13 protein-coding genes are annotated in these 15,411 nt (G+C 50.5%); all 13 read right to left on the bottom strand.

Annotated elements, in window-relative coordinates; translation table 11 throughout:
- Window position 1 precedes the first annotated feature (1 nt).
- Window positions 2-1,069: an ABC transporter permease gene (locus VV089_RS07000; RefSeq protein ID WP_334335395.1), complete on the bottom strand. Its 1,068-nt coding sequence runs from the start codon at window positions 1,067-1,069 to the stop codon at window positions 2-4.
- Entirely contained in the window at window positions 1,062-2,588 is a 1,527-nt protein-coding gene (locus VV089_RS06995) for an ABC transporter ATP-binding protein (RefSeq protein WP_334336222.1), read from the bottom strand. Before VV089_RS06995 ends, VV089_RS07000 begins: the two co-directional genes overlap by 8 nt.
- Before the next feature lie 32 nt (window positions 2,589-2,620).
- Complete coding sequence (locus VV089_RS06990) at window positions 2,621-3,460, bottom strand: YjjW family glycine radical enzyme activase (protein ID WP_334335394.1); 840 nt, start codon at window positions 3,458-3,460, stop codon at window positions 2,621-2,623.
- A gap of 83 nt (window positions 3,461-3,543) precedes the next feature.
- Entirely contained in the window at window positions 3,544-4,260 is a 717-nt protein-coding gene (locus VV089_RS06985) for a Crp/Fnr family transcriptional regulator (RefSeq protein ID WP_334335393.1), read from the bottom strand.
- A gap of 66 nt (window positions 4,261-4,326) precedes the next feature.
- On the bottom strand, window positions 4,327-5,517 hold the full coding sequence (locus tag VV089_RS06980; protein WP_334335392.1) for a phosphopentomutase: 1,191 nt from the start codon (window positions 5,515-5,517) through the stop codon (window positions 4,327-4,329).
- 3 nt (window positions 5,518-5,520) lie between these two features.
- Window positions 5,521-6,303, bottom strand: a complete 783-nt coding sequence (gene udp / locus VV089_RS06975) for a uridine phosphorylase (RefSeq protein WP_334335391.1) — start codon at window positions 6,301-6,303, stop codon at window positions 5,521-5,523.
- 475 nt (window positions 6,304-6,778) lie between these two features.
- On the bottom strand, window positions 6,779-8,323 hold the full coding sequence (locus tag VV089_RS06970; RefSeq protein ID WP_334335390.1) for a YjjI family glycine radical enzyme: 1,545 nt from the start codon (window positions 8,321-8,323) through the stop codon (window positions 6,779-6,781).
- Between the two features lie 464 nt (window positions 8,324-8,787).
- A complete protein-coding gene (locus tag VV089_RS06965; RefSeq protein WP_334335389.1) occupies window positions 8,788-9,912 on the bottom strand; it encodes a BMP family lipoprotein in 1,125 nt (374 codons plus the stop codon).
- A 213-nt stretch (window positions 9,913-10,125) separates the two neighbouring features.
- Entirely contained in the window at window positions 10,126-12,732 is a 2,607-nt protein-coding gene (locus VV089_RS06960; RefSeq protein ID WP_334335388.1) for an ABC transporter permease, read from the bottom strand.
- A gap of 1 nt (window position 12,733) precedes the next feature.
- Window positions 12,734-13,408 (bottom strand): ABC transporter ATP-binding protein, encoded by a 675-nt coding sequence (locus VV089_RS06955; RefSeq protein ID WP_172543485.1) that lies wholly within the window; start codon window positions 13,406-13,408, stop codon window positions 12,734-12,736.
- A gap of 269 nt (window positions 13,409-13,677) precedes the next feature.
- On the bottom strand, window positions 13,678-14,991 hold the full coding sequence (locus tag VV089_RS06950; RefSeq protein ID WP_334335387.1) for a hypothetical protein: 1,314 nt from the start codon (window positions 14,989-14,991) through the stop codon (window positions 13,678-13,680).
- A complete protein-coding gene (locus tag VV089_RS06945) occupies window positions 14,912-15,136 on the bottom strand; it encodes a hypothetical protein (protein ID WP_334335386.1) in 225 nt (74 codons plus the stop codon). The genes VV089_RS06950 and VV089_RS06945 overlap by 80 nt, the downstream gene beginning before the upstream one ends.
- Window positions 15,103-15,321 carry a helix-turn-helix transcriptional regulator gene (locus VV089_RS06940; RefSeq protein WP_334335385.1) on the bottom strand — a complete coding sequence of 73 codons (219 nt, stop codon included), beginning with the start codon at window positions 15,319-15,321 and terminating at the stop codon, window positions 15,103-15,105. The genes VV089_RS06945 and VV089_RS06940 overlap by 34 nt, the downstream gene beginning before the upstream one ends.
- Between the last annotated feature and the right edge of the window lie 90 nt (window positions 15,322-15,411).

Here is a 15,411-nt window from a genome sequence, read left to right as displayed (position 1 = left end):
TCTACTTTCCCTCCTTTTTTCCGAAACGGGCAAACAGTACCCGGAATATCTGGGAAATAGCGATAAACAAAATGACGCATCCCATGATAATGTCTACAACTTCTGAGGGCGCCTTCACGATACTGAGCTTGGAGCCGCCGTATTTCATGGCGCCATAAAACAGTCCGGAAAAGATGCAGCCGATGGGACTGGAAGAACCAATCAGCGCAACCGTAATTCCCTCAAAGCCAAAGCCCTCCTGTCCGGCAAACTGGCTTAAACGCCCGGACATACCAAGAATCTGCACAGCGCCTCCAAGACCGGCCAGGGCGCCGGAGATGCCAAGAGCCGTCAATACAGACCGGTCTGCATTGATTCCGGCATACAGGGCTCCGTTGCTGTTGAAGCCAACGGCCTTTAATTTATATCCCAGAGTGGTTTTTTCTATAATCACCCAGATAATCACAGCCGCCAATATGGCCATAACAATGCCCCAGTTGGCTGCGCTGCAGTCGAATGCCTTGCGAAGCCCCTCCGGGAAGAGAAGCCTTGCGGAGTCAAGCACATCCTTGGAAGCCTCGCCGCCGCCCTCTTTGTGGATGACTGCCAGGTTTACCACATAGTTGGACAGATAAAAGGCAATCCAGTTAAACATAATAAAGGAAAGAACCTCATGGATTCCCCGTTTCACTTTTAAAATTCCCACAATCAAAGACCAGATCATTCCGGCTGCCGCCGCTGCAATGATGCAGAGGGGAACGTGAATCACTGCCGGAAGATCCACCAGAATTCCAAGGCTGCAGGCTGTCAGGGCTCCCACTACAAACTGTCCCTCTGCGCCGATGTTAAATACGCCGGTACGGAAGGAAAAAGCCACGCTGAGGCCTGTAAAAATCAAGGGACTGGCGTAGATCAAGGTCCAGAACAGATATTTCGGTTTTCCGAAGATACTGTTGAACAGCTTTCCGTAAGCTACCGCTGGGCTGATTCCTGCAATCAGCAGGAAAACGGCTCCGATCACAAAGCCGGCCCCAATGGCAATCAAGGTATAGAATACATTACTTTCCAGGATACTCTTCTTCTTATTCATGCTTCTTACCTCCCGCCATCATAAATCCAAGCTCCTTCTCGTCCGCATCCGTCCCGTGAACGCTTCCCGTGATCTGTCCGTCAAAGATAACCTCAATCCGGTCAGACAGGCTCATAATCTCGTCCAGCTCAAAGGAGACCAGAAGAACCGCCCTGTTCTTATTCCGCTGCTCCACTAGGTATTTATGTACAAACTCAATGGCCCCCACGTCAAGGCCTCTGGTGGGGTTCACTGCGATCAAAAGCTCCTTGTCATTGGTCACCTCTCTGGCGATAATAACCTTCTGCTGATTTCCTCCCGACAGCGTCCCGGCCGGAGCGCCCTCGCAGCCTCTGGGCCTTACGTCGAATTTCTCAATCAGCTCCAAGGCATGATCCCGTACTGCCTTCCGGTTCAGGATATGCTTCTTTGCAAAGGGCTCCTCCTCAAAATGCTGCAGAATCAGATTATCCTCATTGGAGAATTCCAGAATGAGCCCATGCTTCTGACGGTCCGCCGGAATGCTGGAAATACCGCTGTCAAAGGTTTCCTTCGGCGTTTTGTTAAATACATCCTTTCCAAGAAGGGACGCTTCGCCGCTGTCTGCCTTTCGAAGGCCTGTCAGCACCTCCACAAGCTCTGTCTGTCCGTTGCCGTCCACGCCTGCAAGACCTACAATCTCCCCTCTCCGCACAGTCAGATTAAGGCCTTTTAGGATCTCCACATCCCGGTAATCCTTTGCATGGAGATTTTTTACCTCCAGAACGACCTCGCCGGGTGTCATTTCTTTTTTGTCCACCTTGAAGTTTACATCCCGGCCTACCATCATGGCAGCCAGCTCGTTTTCATTGACCTCGTCTACCTTCACGGTGCGGATGTATTTTCCCTGGCGGATGATGGTGCAGGTGTCGGAGCAGGCGGTGATCTCCTTGAGCTTATGGGTGATCAAAATCACGCTCTTGCCGTCTGCCGTCAGATTTTCGATGATCTCCATCAGTCCCTCAATCTCCTGAGGCGTGAGGGAAGCCGTAGGCTCGTCCAGGATCAGAGTGTCCGCCCCACGGTAAAGAACCTTCAGAATCTCTACTCTCTGCTGCATTCCAACGGAGATGTCCTCCACCTTTGCGTCCGGATCCACCTTCATTCCGTACCGCTCGGAGAGCTCCAGAACCTTCTCCTTTGCCGTGTTGTGATCGACGACAAGCCCCTTTACAGGCTCTACGCCAAGAATGATGTTGTCTGCAACGGTAAACGGCGGAATCAGCATAAAGTGCTGGTGCACCATTCCGATTCCGATGTCAATGGCATCCTTGGGACTTGAAAAATGGACTTCCTTTTCGTTGATAAAGATCTGTCCGCTTGTGGGCTTGTAAAGTCCACAGAGTACATTCATCATCGTACTCTTGCCTGCGCCATTTTCTCCTAAAATGGCATGTACCTCTCCTTTGTGCACGGTGAGATTGATGTGGTCGTTGGCTGTGAAATCGCCGAACTTTTTCACGATGTCCTTCATCTGGATGACAACCTTGCTCTCATCCATATGGCTCACTTTTCCCACTCCCTCTACCTCCTTTAAATAATGATAATGTCTTGAAATCCGCAGCTTCTTAAGATATCCGCCATTTTCTCCAGGTATTTTGGATCCGGTACCCGGCAGTCGGCATATTCCCTGCGCACGCCCATGGGTCTGTAGGCAATCACCTTGATGCGGAATGGATTGACAGCCAGACAGGGGGCAAGAAATTCTCCCATTCTGCGTATACTGCGCTCCGTGTCGTAAAGATCGGGAGCGATTACAGTTCTTACTTCATATAGTTTTTTATGCTCGGCAAGCCAGAGCGCATTGGAAAGCACCGTCTCATTGGAAACCCCTGTGAGGGCCCGGTGCTCTTCGCTGTCAAAGGCTTTGATATCCAGCATAACCCCATCCGTCACTTCCATCAGATGGGGATAGCTGCAAAAGGGGACGGTTCCGTTGCTGTCAATCAGGGTGGTAAGGCCATCTTTTTTTGCCAGACAGAACAGTTCCGTAAGAAAATCCGGATGCAGCATACACTCGCCGCCGGATACGGAAATCCCCCGGATAAAGGGAAGCTGGCTCTTTACCCGTTCGTATGTCTCCTGGGGCGTCAGCTCTTCTGTCCTGGGAGAGCTGTCATGGGGACAGATATGGATGCAGGTGTCGCACTGGACACATGCCGAAGGGGTGAACTGAACCTTCCCTTCTTCGATGGAAAGCGCACCTGCCGGACATTGCTCCACGCAGAGGCCGCACTGCCTACACATGCCTCGTGTCTCCGGGTTGTGGCAGTATCTGCAGTCAATGTTGCAGCCCTGAAGAAAGATAGCCGTGCGGTTTCCGGGGCCGTCTACGCTGCTGAAGGGGATAATCCGATTGATTACTGCTTTCATTTTTTGCTGTCTCCTTTGTTCTTTCTCTGTCTGCACCCTATCCGGTTTTTAAGCAGTCCCCGGCTGAATCAGGCGGCGCCGGCTTACTCGAATGTATATAGCTTATCCTCCAGCAGCTCCCGGATCATCTCATACTGCTTTTCGGAAATGCGGATCTTCCAGCCCTCTCTTGTAATGCAGCCCTTTTCCTCCAGTCCCTTTAAGGTACGGGTTACGGTGCGTTCCGAGATGCCGGCTGTCTCCATAAAATCCTTTCTGCTCATATACAAAAGACAGCTTCCGCCCCTGGCGTAATTCTGATACATTTTATAAAGGACAAGATAAATCCGCTCCACCCCCTGGAGCAGCACATAGAGCCGTTCTTTTCTGGCCTGCTCAAGGAGGTAATGGCCTACCTTTTTGCACTCCATCCGATAGGCGCAGAAGTCGTGCTCAAACCACTTCCGGAAGGCTTCCCGGCTTGTCTTTAAAAACAGACAGTCCATAGTGGCTGCCAGGGTGGTCTGGTAGACATCCATCTCAAACATCAGCTCCATGACCCCGAATACCTCCACAGGGGCAAACCGGATAAAGCCGTAGGTCATATCCTTTACACGGTGCTCCTCTGCCACTACATTTCCCTTTAAAAGAATGTAAATGTCCTTTGCCGGATCTCCCTCTGTGATAAAGGTTTTATTTCCGGGCAGGCGAAGAACCTGAAAGGCCTCCATCAGCCAGAAAGGAGCGCCTGCAAAGTAAGTCTCCAGATAAAGTCTGTCTTGCTTGTTCAGTTGTCGGATCAGATTAAGGGCCTCGCTCATAAGAGAATCACCTGTCATGTAAAAATCCGTGTTTGATAGTCTCAAAATGCCCTGTGAAGCATGGCCTTACTGCAGCTTCTCAAGAAGGGACGTTCCGACGGTTCCTTCGGGCATGGCAATTCCGAAATTGTCGGCTACCGTCGCTCCGATGGCGCCGAAGGTATCTGTCTCCGGAAGGGCGCCGTGTCCTTCCATGGAGGGGGAATAAGCCAGGAAGGGAACCTTTTCCCTGGTGTGATCCGTTCCGGTGTAGGTGGGATCGTTGCCGTGATCTGCCGTGATGATCAGAAGATCATCCTCCTTTAACAGTTCAAGAAGCACCCCGAGGTTCTTGTCAAATTTCTCGATTTCCCGGGCATAGCCTTTGGGATCTCTCCGGTGCCCCCATAAGGCGTCAAAGTCTACCAGGTTTACAAAGCATAAGCCGTGGAATTCTTCTTTTGCCACGTCGATGGTCTGCTCCATGCCGTGAACGGAGCTCTTGGACTTTAAGGCTCTGGTGATGCCCTCCCCGTCAAAGATATCTTTGATCTTTCCGATGGAGATTACATCCAGTCCTGCGTCCTTTAAGGCATCCAGAGCTGTCTTTCCAAAGGGCTTTAGGGCGTAGTCGTGGCGGTTGCTGGTCCGCTTGAATTCACCGCGCTTTTTTCCTATATAGGGCCTTGCTATGATGCGGCCTACCTTCCACTCGTCCTTCATGGTGATTTCCCTGGCGATCTCGCAGCAGCGGTAAAGTTCCTGTAGATCAAAGGTTTCCTCGTTGCCGCAGATCTGCAGTACGGAGTCTGCGGAGGTGTAGACGATCATATGGCCGGTAGCGATTTCTTCTTCCGCAAGCTCTTCCAGTATCTCGGTTCCGCTGGCGCTCTTATTGCCGATGATTTTGTGTCCCGTCCGTTTTTCCAGCTCTTCGATCAGCTCCGGCGGAAAACCGGTTTCCGTAAAGGTCTTGAAGGGCTGCTTTCCCTCTAAGCCCATAATCTCCCAGTGTCCGGTCATAGTGTCCTTGCTTCGGCTCTTTTCGTTCATTTTGGTATAGTAGGCCAGGGGCTTTTCTACCGGGGGCACTTGCTTTAAGTTGCACAGATTGGCAATGCCAAGCCTTCTTAGGTTGGGAATATCGAAGGTTTCCACGGACTCGGAGATATGCTCCAGGGTGTTGACGCCTGTGTCTTTGTATTCTTTGGAATCTGTCATTTCTCCCACGCCTAAGGAATCTATTACGACTACAAATACACGCTTACATTTCTGCATGATTTATTTTTCCTTTCCCATATCTTCTTTGATTAGCTTCCGCAGAGCCTCTACTGCAGTGCGGATGGCCATGTCGGTGTCATGGACCACAGGGTTTTCCAATCCCTCTCTTTCACGCTCCTGGTTGGCTACTACCAGGAAAATGGATCCGACCCGGACATGGAGGCTGCTTGCCACGATGAAAAGGGCGGCTGATTCCATCTCGGAGGCCAGGCAGCCCAGGCGCTTCCAGGCTTCCCATTTGTTCAGAAGCTCGTAGCTTACAGGCATGGTTTCCGGGGAATGCTGTCCGTAGAAGGCGTCCTTGCACTGTACGACGCCTGCGTGACAGCCGGTTTCCATCTCTTTTGCCGCGGCCATCAGTGCGTTTACAATATGGATGTCGGCTACGGCCGGGAATTCGATGGGGGCATATTCTTTGCTGGTTCCTTCCATGCGGATGGCTCCGGTGGCTATGACGAGATCACCGCTTTTAACATCTAGCTGCATTCCGCCGCAGGTGCCTACGCGGATGAAGGTGTGGGCGCCTGATTTTACCAGCTCTTCCATGGCGATGGATGCGGAGGGGCCTCCGATTCCTGTGGAGGTGACGCTGACTTTTACGCCTTCCAGATAACCGGTGTAGGTGACGTATTCGCGGCTGTCGGCCATTAGCTTTGCGTCGTCGAAGTATTTTGCGATTTTGGCGCAGCGCTTGGGATCTCCGGGAAGGATGACGTATTTTCCGATGTCTCCTTCGCCGACCTGGATGTGGTATTGCTTGGTTGCATCTTCTGAATAATTCATGGGGGCCTCCGTTTCTTGTATGATGTGTTTCTTGGATTTTTGTTCGTCATTTTTTGGTTTTTTTTTGAACTGTTTATATTATTTATATCATATTTTCACAAATTAAAAAAGGACATTTGGCAAATTTGAGAAAAAAATTCATAATGAGGGGGGGGGGACGGGAAGTCACAGAGGAAGGCGGCAGGAGGGTCCATATCAGTGATCGCGCGGTTCTCGTACACACTGTCTGCTATTGTCGGACAGGGGGGATGTTTTGGGATGTTTTTTGGGATGGACTGTCCGCCTATAGCAGACAGTGTGTGCGCGAACAGGCGAACACTTGATATTGGACCCTCCTGCCGCCTTCCTCTGTGACTTCCCTGGCTTTTGGGGGTGGTAGGTGGGGGTGGTTCTTTTTTGGGGGGGAGTGTTTTTTTGGATATAAAGTATCCGCCGTCGGTGAGGGGACGGCGGATAGTGGATTTAATTATATGGGTTAGCGGATTTTTCGTTCTAGGATGTGGCCGTTTTTGGAGGCGCCTAGGCCTAGGCCGGTGGTGTTTTGGAGGACGGCTAGGCCGCTGTCTAGTTTTTCCATTTCGGAACGTTTTACTAGGTAGCCGGTTACGCGGATTACGTCGCTGTCGCTGGAGTAGAAGGACAGGTAGCGTAGATCCTGCCGGAAGGCTCCTTTGATGATGTCTAGGACGAATTCTGGGTTTTTATGTACGGTTAGGTCGATTGGGAAGATGTCGCCGGTTCCGGATGGGAAGTATTTGTGGAAGCGGTTTAGTACTTTTAGGTGGTCTATCAGCTCCTTGGGTTCTTCTCCGATGGGGATCCGGGTTCCGGGGGTTACGTGTTCGTCCTCTGCCAGGCCTACCTGGGCGTGGAGGAGGTAATGGCCGCCGGTTACTTCGCAGTAGGGGGCTTCGTGGCTGCTGTTGAACTGGTCGATGATGTTCATAATCTCTACGCCCAGATCGTTGGCGGCTTCGCTGTGGCCGAAGCGTCCCTCTTTTCCTTCTTTTTCCATGAGGATGTTTACGCATTCTGCCAGGCCTACTAGGCCGAACATGGCGGTGAAGCGGTCTCTTGCTACAAAGCCTTCTTTTACCAGGAAATGGTTTTCAAAGAAGCCGCTCTCTTCTACCTCGAAGCGGACGCGGGCGTCCATGTACCTTGCCATAATGTCAAGGACGTAGGGAAGCTCACGCTCTTTGAAGTCCTGGATGTTTTTGGCGCGCTTGGCGATGTTGCCCAGGATGAGGCGGCAGAGGGTGTAGGCGCCTCCGCCTAAGGGCAGGCCGTTGTAGCAGCTTGCGATCACGTATTTTTCGGTGAGCTCGCTCTTAAACATGGCGTGGTTGGCGAAGCTGGGCTTTGCGCTGTGCAGGGCACATTCGATGGCTTTCAGTGCAAATGCGTCGTCTGTTACGCCTTCTTCGTATTTCATGGTCAGGTTGGGTACGGCATGTTCCAGCTCGGTCTCTACTTCCAGAAGAAGTCTTCCAGCCTTTGTGGCCTTGGGGCCTATGTTGGCGTGAGAGAAGGAGTCCAGGACGGTGCGGTCAATGTGAATCATAAACATGCGGAGAAGCTTCTTGGCCTGGGCCTCGTCTACGGTGTCTATGAAAGGCTCCAAAAGCTCGTCGAGCTGTCCCACGTATACGGGATAATTGGTGACGCTTGGCACATGCTTGTAGAATATGAGCAGGCTGTTCAAGGCCTCGTAGAGATCCGCAGGCGCAGAAAGCTGAAGAAACCCGCAGCCCTCATTCATAAATTTTGCGTAGTCCGGCGCTATGTAACGGGGGCGCACCGGGGCGTGGCCTTCGCACAGATCGCAGATGCACTGTTTGTCGATGCCTGTATTCAGAAGCTCATCCAGGCCTTCTGGCAGCTCCAGTACTTCCATTAAGGAATCCGCCTGGTTTGCAAGGTTGGTCAGCTTCTGCTCATGGGTCAGTACGGGGCTTTCGATAATCTCCAGTATCTTTTCCCTCGTTTTGTTTACCCGTTCCATGGAAATGTCTCTCATAGATAGAATCCTCCTATTTAAAGTCGCTGTGCGACAGCACTAAAGGGTAAAGCTGCTTCGCCACACCGGTAATGAGAGAAACTTTTATTCGAAAAAGCGCTCATAAAAGTTCCTCTCGTGCGCCTTTGCAGCTTTACCGTCCAGCAGAAATTTTTTCTAATAAATACTTGACATTTCTTAGCTGGACTATTCCAGTTCCGTAATATCCATCCAAGTACACTGGTATGAAATTTTTATGTATTATTTATACCACAGAAGGGCCCTGTATGCAAAGGCCAGATGGCACTTTTGATAAGAATATTTCACATAATAACGGGAGCTTCTCTAGTGAATTATGAGGCATCCGCCTTGCGCGCTGAAGGTAAGGCGGCAAAGCGCCGGGACGCTCTGTTCTTGGAACAGACGCAGCCCCGGCGCTTTCTCGTTATGTAGCTTTTCACTTTTTCAAGCTTTTGTACAGGAATTTAGTCTAACTCGTATACGTCGCCGTGAGCAGCCTCGAACTCGGCCTGGGTGGACGGTACGGTTACTTCGCCGCTGATGATCTTAGCCTTAACTTCCTCTACTGCCTTGATAACGTCGTCGGTCAGAAGATCCTGTGTCGGTGCAATGTCTACGCCGCCTGCAGCAAGATCGTAGGTGTGAACGCCGCCTTCAAGAGTTCCGTTGATAAGAGCCTGTACGGAATCAAATACTGCGTTGTCTACTCTCTTCATTGCAGAAGTGATGATGGTCTCCGGTGCAAGATGTGCCTGGTCGCTGTCTACGCCGATTGCGTATACGCCGTCAGCCTCGGAACAAGCCTCAATGACGCCCTGTCCGGTTGCGCCTGCAGCGTGGAAGATGATATCTGCGCCGTCGGTGATGCACTTGTTAGCGCTGCTCTTTCCAGTTGCCGGATCTGCGAAGGAGTTGGCATTGATCTGCTGAATCTTTACATCGGGATTGGCATCCAGCGCACCTGCGCAGTAACCGTAGCCGAAGAGGTTCATGTTCTCATTTGCCATACCAAGAACGAAGCCGATGTTGTTGGTCTGTGTCATAAGGCCGGCTACATAGCCTACCAGGTAGGAAGCCTGCTCCTGCTTGAACATCAGGCAGCTTACATTGTCAAGCTCGATGGTAGCGTCGTCAATGATTGCAAACTTCACATCGGGATTCGCCTCTGCTGCGGTTCTGGTAGCGTCTGCAAGCATATAGCCTACGCAGATGATGAGATCACACTCTTCGTCGATAAAGGTCTCGATGTTGGGAACGTAATCTGCATCTGTTGCGGACTCAAGATAGCTTGCTTCTACGCCGAGCTCATCCATGGCTCTCTGAAGGCCTGCCCATGAGGACTGGTTGAAAGAACCGTCGTTTACTCCGCCTACGTCTGTGATAAGGCCGATCTTAAAGTCAGCGCCGTTGCCTGCCGGAGCTTCTGCCTCCGCGTCTTCTCCTTCTGCCGGAGCTTCTGCGTCATCGCCTGTCTGCTCGCTGCTTTCAGCAGGAGCTTCTGTCTCTGCGTCCGAAGAGCCTCCCCCACATGCTGTCATGGCAGCCACCATAGCAGCGGTCAATAGAAGTGCCAGAATTTTCTTTTTCATATGTTTCTCTCCTTTTTCTTTTTTGGCTTTCGCCGGAGTCTGTTCCAACCTGCAAGCTCTGCCGTCCGGCATAACGGCAGAATCGCTGTTGCACATGGGGACAATCTCCTATGCCCTATCTTAACATCTTTTGAAAGAAAAAGGAAGCCGGAAATTTTTTTTGTTTTTTGTCTGTCTATCGTAAAAAATTGTACATTTTATCTGTAAATTCCGTCATTCAGCCTCCCGAAGCCTTTCAACTACGCTCTGACGCTCCACGGTCCGGTAAGCCAGCGCCGGAATCAGCATGCCGAGAGCCAGGAATACCAGAAGCATTCCAAGGATGGGGATCCAGATCCATTTTGCCGTAAAAAACCACAAAATATGCTCTAACTGCCCAAGCACCAGGCTCTGCATCAGAAGGCTTAAGATCAGCGACAGAAGGATGGCGGATATCCCGTAGGCGCAGCCTTCCAGCATCAGCATTTCCTTCAGCTGCCGCCCGGTCATGCCGATGCTCTGAAGCATGGCCATCTCCCTGCGCCTGGCGCGGATTCCCGTTACAATGGCGTTAATGAAGTTTAAGACGCCTACCAAAGCCACAACCAGGCTGGCTGCCGATCCAATCAGAAGAAACATCTGACGGAAGGATTGAAACTGGCTGCTGAACCCCTTTTTGGATTCAAAATCCAGATCCGAGTCTACATTTTCTATATATTTTTCCAGAAATTCCTCCATCTGATCCTCCATGCCTTCCTCCATATTCACAAGGCAGCTCATACGGGAAGCTTTTTCTCCCGCTTCTTTTTTCAAGTTCTCCGAGGCAAACGCAAAATTCGCACCGCCAAATCTCCGAACGGTCAGAGGCCCCGGCAGAATGGCTGTAGCGCCGATGGTATAGGTTTTCTCATGGCTTTTGTAAATGACAAGCTCTGCATCCATGTCATCGCCAATGTATTCATACTCATCCGCAAAGGTAAAGGTTACTTCATCTCCCACGGAATAAGGCGCTCTTTCAAGGTATGGATTTCCGTAATCGTCCTGATGAACAAGCTGGATGATTACATTTCCTTTTTTTAATTCCTCATAATCCACTTCCCCGTCGACAAACTTCAGATATTGGAAGGGCATCTCGTCCAATCCATAGATACCCACAGAAGGGTTGGTAAGATCCTCATCCTTAAGCGCCTGGAATTCATCGCCCAGGAACTGAAGCTGCATGGGATCCAGGAACCGCAGGTACTGGGCTTTTGTCATGGGGGCTGTGGTATTTCCCGTATCATAGTAAATCAATCCGGATTCCTTAATTCCCTCTACGCTGCTGACAGAGGCAATGAACCCATCCTTTAGCTCCTGATTTTCGCTTCCGAACCGATTCTTAAAAACATCTTTGTGGCCTGCCAAATAGTCGGCTGTCACGAATTTTGCAACGAATTTATCCATATCAAAGCCTGCGGAAAATGCGCTTACACCGTAGAGCAGCACCACGCTCAAGGACAGAGAAAGGATGACGAGAACCGTCTTTTTCCTGTTTCTTCCCAGGTTGGCCAGGGCCATCTGAAATACCTTGGGGCCTGGCGTGTCTTTTTTACGCTTTTGCTTCCTGCCGGAAGCCCTTTCCGTATAGCGCACCGCCTCTATAGGAGACACAGCCCCGGCTATCCGGCCGGGCTTGTGGCAGCTTAGAAGAACCGTCAGCAGGGAAAACAGGGCCGCCCCAAAGAAAATCCATGGGTTCAGGGTCTGATAAACCTGCTGTTGCGACATATTTTTTATAACAATAGCCGAGATCCGGTTTCCAGCCAGGTAACCGGCAAGAAGTCCCAGGGGAAGCCCCAGGATACACAGCTTTAAGGCCTGAAGCCTTATCATGGCGCGGATCTGCCGTCTGGTTGTACCGATGGTTTTCAAAAGTCCGTAGAAACGGATGTCGGTTGACACGGAGATCTGAAAGATGTTGTAAATAATCAGATACCCGGTCAATACAATCATCAAGGTAAGAAATGCAACAGCCGCAATGCCTAAGAGCTCGTCTCCCTGACTGCTGTGGGTGCTTAGGTAAGCCCAGTTGACGCCGGTATGCAGATAATTTTCAGCCCCGGCATCTTCGATCTGATAACCATGATCTTCCGCAATTGTTTTCAGATTTTCACGAATATTTCTGCTGTCGGCAAAGCAGATATCCAAGTTCCATTTGCCTGCGCCCATAGAAATCATCCGATTGTCCGGCGTATATTCCGAGAGCATTTCGTCTACAAATTCCTCAGACAGCCACATCTCACTGACTATGGCGGCGCTGTCCTTTTCCCAGAAACCGCTTAGGGTGAAGGTTTCTTCTCTGGTTTCTCCGTGAAAGACAAAGGGTACGGTGATCTGCTCTCCGATTCTATGGGGAACGCCCAGCTGATCCAGAACCCATGTATCGGCCGCAAGCTCACGTGCTGTCTTTGGGAGGCTGCCGGTTGTAGGGCTGCAAAAGAACATATCGGCGCCTATCTCGTCTATATAGCGGACTTCTACGCGGTTTTTTTCAAAAACCCCCTCCTCTAAGGCGGTCAATACTTTGTTTGTACCGTATTTTTCGATCAAGGGATGGTTTTTCAAGGCTTCTTTTTGTTCTTCTGTCAAATCCTTAAAGCCGCCGTGGGCGTAGCCTCCTACCTGGCGCATGGTGGACTGTTCGGCGGAATATTTGACGGAAACAGCCGTGGTAAAAAGGGCGCTGAATAAGAGGGTGGTTAAAATGACGGCTATCACTGCCATGATGTTCCGCAACCGGTTGGCCGAAAAGCTCCGGCTGGCAAGACGGCGGATGGTTTTCTGATTTCTTACGCGCAGCATGTTACTCACCGTCCTTTACAATGCGGCCGTCCTCGATGCGGATGATGCGGTCGGCAGTCTGGGCGATCTCCTCGTTGTGGGTGATCATAACGATTGTCTGATGAAAGCGTTCGCTTGTTACCTTCAACAGACTCATTACGTCCTGGCTGGTCCGGGAGTCCAGGTTGCCGGTGGGCTCGTCGGCCAGGATGATTGCCGGCTTTCCTGCCAGGGCCCGGGCAATGGCTACTCTCTGCTGCTGGCCGCCGGAAAGGCTGCCTGGAAGGTTTTGGAGCTTTTCTTCCAGTCCTAAGAGGGCGATGATTTTCTGGATGTATTTTTCATCAGGGCGGCCGCCGTCAAGCTCGATGGGAAGCAGGATGTTTTCCTTGACGTTCAGAACCGGAATCAGGTTATAGCTTTGGAATATGAAGCCGATTTTTCTCCGGCGGAAAATGGTGAGGGCTTCTTCTTTTAAGGAGAAAATGTCTTTTTTATCTACAAAGACTTTTCCTTCTGTGGGGCGGTCCAGGCCGCCGAGCATATGGAGCAGGGTGGATTTTCCGCTGCCGGAGGTACCGACGATGGCGGTGAAGGTGCCGTTCTCAATCTTTAGGTTTACGCCGTCTAGGGCTTTTACGGTGTTTTCGCCGGAATTGTAGTATTTTTTTAAGTCTCTTGTTTCCAGGATGGTCATAGGATAAGTCCTCCGTTTCTTTTATGGTTAAGCGGTATAGGCGGCCCGGGACGCAGGGTGTAAAAGGCGGTTCGATCCTTGGCTGCGCGCGCGGGGCGGCCTGGGGCTTTATGAAAAGAGTATAACATGGGGGGCTTTCTCTGTTCTTTCAGGAATATAACGGAGGTGTAAGATTTGTAATTTTATTTTGGCGAGACAGACAGGAGAAGGGCAGGATGGGGTGATTTGGGCTGGGGCGGGTTGTTGGGGCTGACAGTATTTTTTTGAAGCTAGTTTTTGTATTGGTTTGTCAGGGTTTGGAGGTTGGATTGGATTTCTTTTTTATTTACGCTTTGGATGGTAATGGTGCGCTGTAGGGTGCGGGGGGCTTGGGTAGTTCTGGTTATGCCGGTTTCGGTGTGGTCGTAGTAGATGAGGGTATTGTATCCGTTGAGGATGTAGCGGTCTGTGGCGGTGAGTTCTGTTAATTCTTTATTGTTTTTTAGGGTGGCGCCGCAGGCCTCAAAGTCTTGGTTATAGGTGATGGTGTAGCAGGTGTTTTGGTTGTGGTCTTCTTTTTTGATGGAGGTTATGGCTTTGGGGTTGATATTTGGCAGGGCTGTGTAGGGTTCGTTAATCCAGAATTCGGGTTCGTCCTGGTTTTCTGCCCATAGTTCGGCCCATTCGTTTTCGGAGATCCAACGGCCTTCATGGGCCATTTCCCAAGAGAACGGATCTTGGGATTTGCGGTGGTATTCGCGATAGATGGTTTCGTCGTTTCCTGGATTTAAGATCTGGTTGTAAAGTTCTCCGTCGCTTGCAAGGCAATGGACGTGGAATAGGTCATAAAGGCTGTCCTCTTCGTATATGGGTTTTTCTGGCTGGGTATCGGTTTTCAAGGTATAGTCCATTTGGTAGTTTGACAGGGCGTAGTAATTGTTGATTCCGTGCTCTACTTCTTGTACCATGCGTTGTTCTTCTTCTGTGAGGAAGGACAGGTTTATTTGCTCTGCTCTGGCGGAAAAGGCGAATATGTCCAGGGAAATAAAATACAGGGCTAAGAGCGTTCCGCAGACTGCCGGGATCCAGGATTCGCTTTTTTGTCCTTTTTCTTCCATGGTTTCGTCCATAAGCCAGGCATAGTGTAAATACGCCAGGTGGCACAGTCCCCAGTATAGGATAAGGCCGGCGGCAAGCATAATCCAGGGAAGCGGATGGCTGGCTCCGTAAACGGCCCAAAATAGAAGCCAGGCAATAACGCCGTTCTCAAGGCCAACCAGGATATAGGAAGTCTTTCCCTTGCTGCGGTCATAGAATTCCTGATTTCCAAAATAGCAGCTATATAAAAAACGTCCGCTTTCTATAATCGTAACAATCTGAAATACCATGATATTCGGCAGAAGATTGAGGCCTGTGTCTTCGCCCGTATAAGCCCTTGACAAAGAGACGATACTCGGCCACAAAACGGCAAACATAATAAGCAGCTGTATCAAAGTCTTATATGACCAGTAATAGTTTTTCCACTCAATCTGCTCCATCCGTTCGTCCGCCGTGATATCCTCCGGATTCTGAAGCACATTCCATAAGAACCATTCCTTTTTCATCGCTCTCTCCTATTCCAGTTCCGTAATATCCTTCACAATACACGGGTATGAAATCAATTTCCAGCCACAAAAGCATGTGTCTGTAAATTGATTTGTGCATGGTGAAGGATATTACTGTTCTTCCAATTCCGTAATATCCTTCCAAAAAATCTCATCCAAAGTTTTCCCCAAAACATGGCAGATGCTCAGGCAAAGATTCAAAGTAGGATTATAATCCCCCCGTTCAATCATATTAATCGTCTGCCGAGACACACCAACCAGCTTCGCCAAATCCTCCTGAGAATAATCAAGCTCCGCCCTCGCCGCCTTCAGCTTCAGATTCTTAGCCACACCCTGCCACCCCCAATCCACAAAACAAAACCCACTCCCACCACCCAGCAGTCCGCCTCAAACGCCAAGCTTCCACCACGTCCACTTCCC

The organism is Candidatus Merdisoma sp. JLR.KK011, from assembly GCF_036941125.1.
GTDB lineage: Bacteria > Bacillota > Clostridia > Lachnospirales > Lachnospiraceae > Laedolimicola.
The sequence above is the reverse complement of the archived record's forward strand: the minus strand, read 5'-3'. Positions and strand labels throughout refer to the sequence as shown.

Excerpts from the sequence above, each read along its gene's own strand:
- VV089_RS06950 (WP_334335387.1), bottom strand. The coding sequence starts at position 14,991 with ATGAAAAAGGAATGGTTCTTATGGAATGTGCTTCAGAATCCGGAGGAT.
- VV089_RS07000 (WP_334335395.1), bottom strand. The coding sequence starts at position 1,069 with ATGAATAAGAAGAAGAGTATCCTGGAAAGTAATGTATTCTATACCTTG.
- VV089_RS06960 (WP_334335388.1), bottom strand. The coding sequence starts at position 12,732 with ATGCTGCGCGTAAGAAATCAGAAAACCATCCGCCGTCTTGCCAGCCGG.
- VV089_RS06955 (WP_172543485.1), bottom strand. The coding sequence starts at position 13,408 with ATGACCATCCTGGAAACAAGAGACTTAAAAAAATACTACAATTCCGGC.
- VV089_RS06965 (WP_334335389.1), bottom strand. The coding sequence starts at position 9,912 with ATGAAAAAGAAAATTCTGGCACTTCTATTGACCGCTGCTATGGTGGCT.
- VV089_RS06980 (WP_334335392.1), bottom strand. The coding sequence starts at position 5,517 with ATGCAGAAATGTAAGCGTGTATTTGTAGTCGTAATAGATTCCTTAGGC.
- udp (WP_334335391.1), bottom strand. The coding sequence starts at position 6,303 with ATGAATTATTCAGAAGATGCAACCAAGCAATACCACATCCAGGTCGGC.
- VV089_RS06995 (WP_334336222.1), bottom strand. The coding sequence starts at position 2,588 with ATGGATGAGAGCAAGGTTGTCATCCAGATGAAGGACATCGTGAAAAAG.
- VV089_RS06970 (WP_334335390.1), bottom strand. The coding sequence starts at position 8,323 with ATGAGAGACATTTCCATGGAACGGGTAAACAAAACGAGGGAAAAGATA.
- VV089_RS06990 (WP_334335394.1), bottom strand. The coding sequence starts at position 3,460 with ATGAAAGCAGTAATCAATCGGATTATCCCCTTCAGCAGCGTAGACGGC.
- VV089_RS06985 (WP_334335393.1), bottom strand. The coding sequence starts at position 4,260 with ATGAGCGAGGCCCTTAATCTGATCCGACAACTGAACAAGCAAGACAGA.